A 6105-nucleotide genomic window follows, 5' to 3' on the forward strand; every position below is an offset into this window, starting at 1 on the left:
GGACACCGTGGACAGAGATCAACTCGAACGCAACCAGATCCCCTTCTATTTTGTCGCCGTGGCGCTGGCCGCCGCCCTCGGCCTGCTGGCACCGGGCGCCACCGCCCCACTGGCGGCGCTGGTGACCCCGGCCATCGCCGTGCTGATGTACGCGATGTTCCTGCAGATCCCTTTCCTCGACCTGCGCGCGGGCCTGGGCAAGCGGCGTTTCATGGGCGCGCTGCTGCTGGCCAACTTCGTGCTGGTGCCGCTGTTGGTGTGGGCCGGCACTCGTGGCCTGGTCGAACACCCCGCCGTGCTGGTCGGCGCCTTGCTGGTGCTGCTGACGCCCTGCATCGACTACGTGGTGGTGTTCACCCATATCGGTAAAGGTGACTCGCGCCTGACCCTTGCCGCCACGCCGGTGCTGCTGCTGGTGCAACTGGCGCTGCTGCCCTTGTACCTGGCGCTGATGCTCGAAGGCGCCGGTAGCGTGGAAATCTCGCTGGTGCCCTTTATCGAGGCGTTCGTGCTGTTGATCGTTCTGCCGCTGTTGCTGGCTGTCGCCAGCAGCGCCGGGGCGCGGCGCTCGACCCTGGTCGCGAAGTGGAACGATGCCTGGGCCTGGCTGCCGGTGCCGGCCATGGCGCTGGTACTGGTGGTGGTGATCGCTTCGCAGATCGGCGTGGTGGCCACCCGTCTCGACGACCTGCTGCCGGTGCTGCCGGTGTATGCCGGCTTCGCCCTGCTGGCACCGCTGCTCGGATTGCTCGCGGCGCGGCTGTTGCGGTTATCCACAGGCGAGGCCCGGGCGGTGACTTTCAGTGCCGCCACGCGCAATTCGCTGGTGGTGCTGCCGTTGGCGCTGGCGTTGCCGGAGCCGATCCGGGCGCTGGCGGCGGCGGCGGTGATTACCCAGACCTTGGTGGAGCTGGTCAGCGAGTTGATCTACATCCGCGCCGTACCGGCGTTGATTCGCCGTTAAGCCAGTTGCAAGCGCCACTGGCCGCAATGGCTGAAGCGCACCTCGGCCAGGGGCGGCACATCGATCCGCTGGAAGGACGCCAGGGGCGCAGCCAACGCATGCAGCATCGCCGCGCGGATGACAAAGGGATGGGTGATGGCGAGCCACTGGCCAGGCAACAGGGCGCTGTCCATCCAGATGGCGACGCGCTCGCACAAGGCGGCGATCGACTCACCGCCATGCGGCGTGGCATGCGGGTCGGACAGCCAGGCCTGGAGGGCGTCTTCGTCCAGTTGCTTGAGAGGCAGGCCCTTCCACTTGCCCAGGTCGCAGTCGCGCAGCCCCTCATCGACAGTCGCGTTCAGGCCCTCGGCCGTCTGCCGGGCACGCAGCTCCGGCGCGGTGAGGCAACGGGCGGTTGTCGATAGCGGCGCCGAAGGATCACGCAGCGGCTCGTCATCGAACGCGAAGCGGCCCACCCGCTGCGCCTCGGTGCGGGCGTGGCAGACCAGGGTGAGGTGAATGGGTTTCATGGCTGGCGCGCGCCCTCCCGCACAGCAGGGCCACCCAGGCGGGCGGCCCGGCATGCATCACTTGCCGATCTGGATCTTCGGTGCCCACTCCAGCCAGGCATCCTCGGGCTTGTCGAACAAGGCGAAGGTCTGCTGCGGCCGCGCCGGGTTGCCCATCTGCTCGCCGTCCGGCGTGGCGAAGGCAATCCCACCCTCGATCAGGGTCTCCACCGACTCGGTGCGCACCGTGGCGCCCTTGAACAGGCCCCAGTCGAAGCCGAAGCCGCTGCTGTTCCAGAAGCGGCTGCCGCCGCGTACCAACCCGGCATAGCGCGGCTCGATCAGGATGTGGATAAGTACCCGGTCGGCGGTCTGGCCCAGCTCGAAGCCGGTGACCCTGCCGACCGTGACCTCGCGGTAGGTCACCGGTACACCCGGCTTGATCGAGCCACGGCGCGCCGCGCTCAGGGTCAGCGGCAGGCCGACCTCCTCGCCTTTCACTTCCGGCGCATCGCTCAGGGCGATGAAGTCACGCTGCGGCCCCTTGTCCTTGAGCGCCGGCAGCACCTCCAGGTACTGGCCACCGATCAGCGTGTCGAGGTTCTGGGTACGCACCAGGCCCAAGGCCGGCTTGACCACCCAGAACTGGGTGCCGGCACGGGCGATGCGCTCGGCCGCCTGGGTGATCCGTGCACGCAGCACCACGGCCTGCAGGTCGGCGGTCAGGTCGACACTCTCGACACTGCCCACATCCAGCCCACGGAAGCGGATCGGCGTGCCCGGTTTCAGGCCCTCGGCGCGCTCCACGCGAATGGTGACCAAGGTACCGGCACGGTTGGCCGCATCCTGGCTTTCATGCAGGCGGAAGCGCGGGATACGGCGCTTGAGCGGCACATCCGGTTTCGGCGTATCGAAGGCGATGCCACCAGCCATCAGCGTCTGCAACGACTCGCTCTTGACCTGGATCCCCGAGAGACCGCCGGTCAGGGTGATGCCACTGGCATTCCAGAAGCGCGAGGAGCCGTTGACCAGGTTCTCGTATTCCTTCTCGATGTGCACCCCGATCAGGATGCGCTTGCTGTTGCGGGCGAACTGGTAGCTCTGCACGCTACCCACGCGCACCTGGCGATACATCACCGGGCTGCCCACTTCCAGCGAGCCCAGGGTATCGGCGAACAGCACCATGTGCCGGCCTGGCGCCTTGAGGTCCAGCGGCGGCGCCTTAGGGCGCGCCTCGAACTCGCGCAGCGGCTTGGCACCTGGCTCACCCGGGCGCACGGCAATGTAGTTGCCCTTCACCAACGCCTCGAGGCCGGTGATGCCGGCAAGCGAAATGGACGGCTTGACCACCCAGAACTGGGTGCCTTCGACCAGGTAGTCTTCGGCCAGCGGATCGAGGGTCAGCTCGGCCATGGCAGTGGAGAGGTCGCCTTCGACTTTCAGTTCCTTCAGCGTTCCCACCTGGATACCTTTGTACAGCACCGGCGTGCGGCCCTTCTGCAGCCCCTCGAAGTCACTGAGCTTGACCTTGACCCGGATGCCGGCCTGGGCGGCGTCGAAGTCTTCGTACAGGCGGAACGGCAGGCTCGGATCGGTGGGCGGGCTGTCCTTGCGGTTTTCCGGCGTGGCGAAGGCGATACCGCCGGCGACGATGCTCGACAGCGACTCGGTACGCACCTTGACCCCGGACAGGTCGGCGTCGATGCTGACCCCGCTGGCGTTCCAGAACCGCGTGTGCTTGCGCACCAGGCTGGCGTAAGCCGGGGCGATGAACACCTTGATCTCCACCGTGCCCTGGTCTTCGGACAAGCGATAGCTCTTCACCCGGCCCACCTGGATCTGCTTGTAGAACACCGGACTGTCACGGTTGAGCGAGCCCAGGCGCTCGGCCTTGAGGACAAGATGCAAACCCGGCTCGCTATCGGACAGCGGCGGGGCCTCCTTGAGCGCGGTGAAACGCTTGGTCTGCTCGCCCTCCCCCGGATCGACGGCGATGTAGTTACCCGACACCAGCGTCTCCAGTCCCGTAATGCCCGCCAGGCTGACGCTTGGCTTCACCAGCCAGAATCGCGTGCCCTTGGTCAGGTGCGGCCCTGCCTCCTTGCGCATCTCGATGGTGGCGACCACCCCGCGGTTTTCCCCCTTGTCATCCAGCACCAGGGCGACGACCTTGCCCACCGACATGCCCTTGTAGATGACCTCGGTCTTGTTGGCGACGATGCCCTCGCCACTCTCGAAGCGCACCTGGATCTCGATACCGGCATCGCTGTAGGCCTTCCAGGCCAGCCAGCCGCCAATCGCCAAGGCAATCAACGGCAGGATCCAGATAGCCGACCAGTTCGAAGCGGGGCGGGTTTTAGCCGTAGGCAAATCACTCATGGTCGTCATCCGACTCCGTGTTGTCCCAGATCAGTCGGGGATCGAAAGTTAAAGCGGCGAGCATTGTCAGGATCACCACGGTGGCGAAGGCGACGGCGCCCAGATTGGCTTCGACACTGGCGATGCGGCCGAAATTCACCACCGCCACCAGGATGGCGATGACGAAGATGTCCAGCATCGACCAGCGGCCGATGAATTCGATGAAGCGGTACATCAGGATGCGCTGGCGCGCCGAGAGCGGCTGGTGGCGCTGCACCGAGTACAGCAGCAGGGCGATGCCGACCAGCTTGAAGGTCGGCACCAGGATGCTGGCGATGAACACCACCGCGGCGATCGGCAGCATGCCATGCTTCATCAAGGTGATGACGCCGGACATGATGGTGTCCGGACTGCCCTGGCCGAGCGCGCTGACAGTCATGATCGGCAGCACGTTGGCCGGGATGTAGAGCACCATCGCCGTGATCAGCAGCGCCCAGGTGCGCACGATGCTGTTCGGGCGCCGGGCATGCACCACCGCACCGCAGCGGGTACAGGTCTGCGAGGTGCTGTCCGGCTCCTGGCGATTCAGTTCGTGACATTCATTGCAGACCAGGATGCCTGCATCAATCGCCCGCATGGACATCCTCCCCCGACAAGGCCACCCAGATCTGGTGCGGCGACATGACCACCTCGAGCCACACCTGCACCAGCAACAGGCTGATGAAGCAGAACAGGCCCAGGCCGATACTCAGTTCGGCCAGGTCGACCAGCTTGACGATGGCCACCAGCACGCCCATGAAGTAGACCTCGAGCATGCCCCACTCACGCAGGTGGTGATAGATACGATAGATCAGCAGGCCGTAGCTGCGGCCGATATCCAGGCGGATGCTCAGCAGCACCATCAGCTGGCAAAGCAGCTTGAGCAAGGGGATGGCCATGCTGCACAGGAACACCACCACGGCGATGCCGCGCATCTCTGAGTTGTACAGACCAAGCACACCGCTCCAGACGGTGTCGTCGGAGGTCTGGCCGAGCAGGTGCAACTGCATGATCGGCAGGAAGTTGGCCGGCACGTACAGCAGCAACGCGGTCAGGACCAGGGCCAGGCTGCGGTTGATCAGGTTGTGGCGATGGGCATACAGCTCGTAGCCGCAGCGCGGGCACTGGGCCTTCTCGTCATTTTGCAGCGTGGTCTTGCGCATCAGCAGGTCGCACTCGTGGCAGGCCACGAGTTCGTCCAGCGGCATCTGCGCGAGCGCTTCGGGATCGACAGGGTTGGGCATAAAGGCATTCTGAATGGATGCGTCGGCTCTATTCTAGTGTTCCGACTCGAATTGTGGGAGATGGCCATTATGAGGAACTGTATCGGTAGCCGGGTCACATTTTCCGCAAGCGAATCGCCCTCCCTGTAGGAGCGGCCTTGTGCCGCGAAAGGGCTGCGTAGCAGACCCGGCGATATCAGCTTGATGCACAAATCCTGGGGCCGCGTTGCGGCCCTTTCGCGGCGCGAGGCCGCTCCTACAGGGGGAGACTGTGTTTATTTGGGAACGCAGAAAAGACAAAACCCCTACCTGCTCGCGCAGATAGGGGTTTTGCGAAATGAATCTTGACGATGACCTACTCTCACATGGGGAAACCCCACACTACCATCGGCGATGCATCGTTTCACTGCTGAGTTCGGGATGGGATCAGGTGGTTCCAATGCTCTATGGTCGTCAAGAAATTCTGTTGCCAGAACATCCAGATGGATACTCCAGCCAATTCGGATATGTGATCTTTGTGGTTTGTCGCGAACTTTCGGTTCTTTCGTCTTCACCACCGCAATCTGCGCTTTGCAAATTGCTTGGGTGTTATATGGTCAAGCCTCACGGGCAATTAGTATTGGTTAGCTCAACGCCTCACAGCGCTTACACACCCAACCTATCAACGTCGTAGTCTTCGACGGCCCTTCAGGGAGCTCAAGGCTCCAGTGAGATCTCATCTTGAGGCAAGTTTCCCGCTTAGATGCTTTCAGCGGTTATCTCTTCCGAACATAGCTACCCGGCAATGCCACTGGCGTGACAACCGGAACACCAGAGGTTCGTCCACTCCGGTCCTCTCGTACTAGGAGCAGCCCCTCTCAAATCTCAAACGTCCACGGCAGATAGGGACCGAACTGTCTCACGACGTTCTAAACCCAGCTCGCGTACCACTTTAAATGGCGAACAGCCATACCCTTGGGACCGGCTTCAGCCCCAGGATGTGATGAGCCGACATCGAGGTGCCAAACACCGCCGTCGATATGAACTCTTG

Annotated in this window: 5 protein-coding genes and 2 rRNA genes (1 of these 7 cut by a window edge); 1 reads left to right on the forward strand and 6 read right to left on the reverse strand. The window is 63.7% G+C overall.

Annotation, left to right across the window (positions count from 1 at the left end):
- The first annotated feature begins 7 nt into the window (after window positions 1-7).
- On the forward strand, window positions 8-964 hold the full coding sequence (locus ACZ899_RS15610) for an arsenic resistance protein (protein WP_234561285.1): 957 nt from the start codon (window positions 8-10) through the stop codon (window positions 962-964).
- On the opposite strand, the gene ACZ899_RS15615 is transcribed toward ACZ899_RS15610, so the two are convergent.
- The 6 genes from ACZ899_RS15615 to ACZ899_RS15640 form a co-directional block, all read right to left on the reverse strand.
- A complete protein-coding gene (locus ACZ899_RS15615) occupies window positions 961-1476 on the reverse strand; it encodes a histidine phosphatase family protein (protein ID WP_234561284.1) in 516 nt (171 codons plus the stop codon). The genes ACZ899_RS15610 and ACZ899_RS15615 overlap by 4 nt on opposite strands.
- Window positions 1477-1533: 57 nt before the next feature.
- The gene (locus tag ACZ899_RS15620; protein WP_234561283.1) at window positions 1534-3834 is read right to left on the reverse strand and encodes a PqiB family protein; all 2301 of its coding nucleotides are present in this window, start codon (window positions 3832-3834) and stop codon (window positions 1534-1536) included.
- Entirely contained in the window at window positions 3827-4450 is a 624-nt protein-coding gene (locus ACZ899_RS15625) for a paraquat-inducible protein A (protein WP_186714227.1), read from the reverse strand. The genes ACZ899_RS15620 and ACZ899_RS15625 overlap by 8 nt, the downstream gene beginning before the upstream one ends.
- On the reverse strand, window positions 4437-5096 hold the full coding sequence (locus ACZ899_RS15630; RefSeq protein ID WP_203648056.1) for a paraquat-inducible protein A: 660 nt from the start codon (window positions 5094-5096) through the stop codon (window positions 4437-4439). Before ACZ899_RS15630 ends, ACZ899_RS15625 begins: the two co-directional genes overlap by 14 nt.
- A gap of 321 nt (window positions 5097-5417) precedes the next feature.
- A 5S ribosomal RNA gene (gene rrf, locus ACZ899_RS15635) occupies window positions 5418-5533 on the reverse strand.
- 134 nt (window positions 5534-5667) lie between these two features.
- A 23S ribosomal RNA gene (locus ACZ899_RS15640) occupies window positions 5668-6105 on the reverse strand; it runs 2455 nt beyond the window's last position.

The sequence above is a fragment of the Pseudomonas sp. TE31087 genome (genome assembly GCF_057284075.1).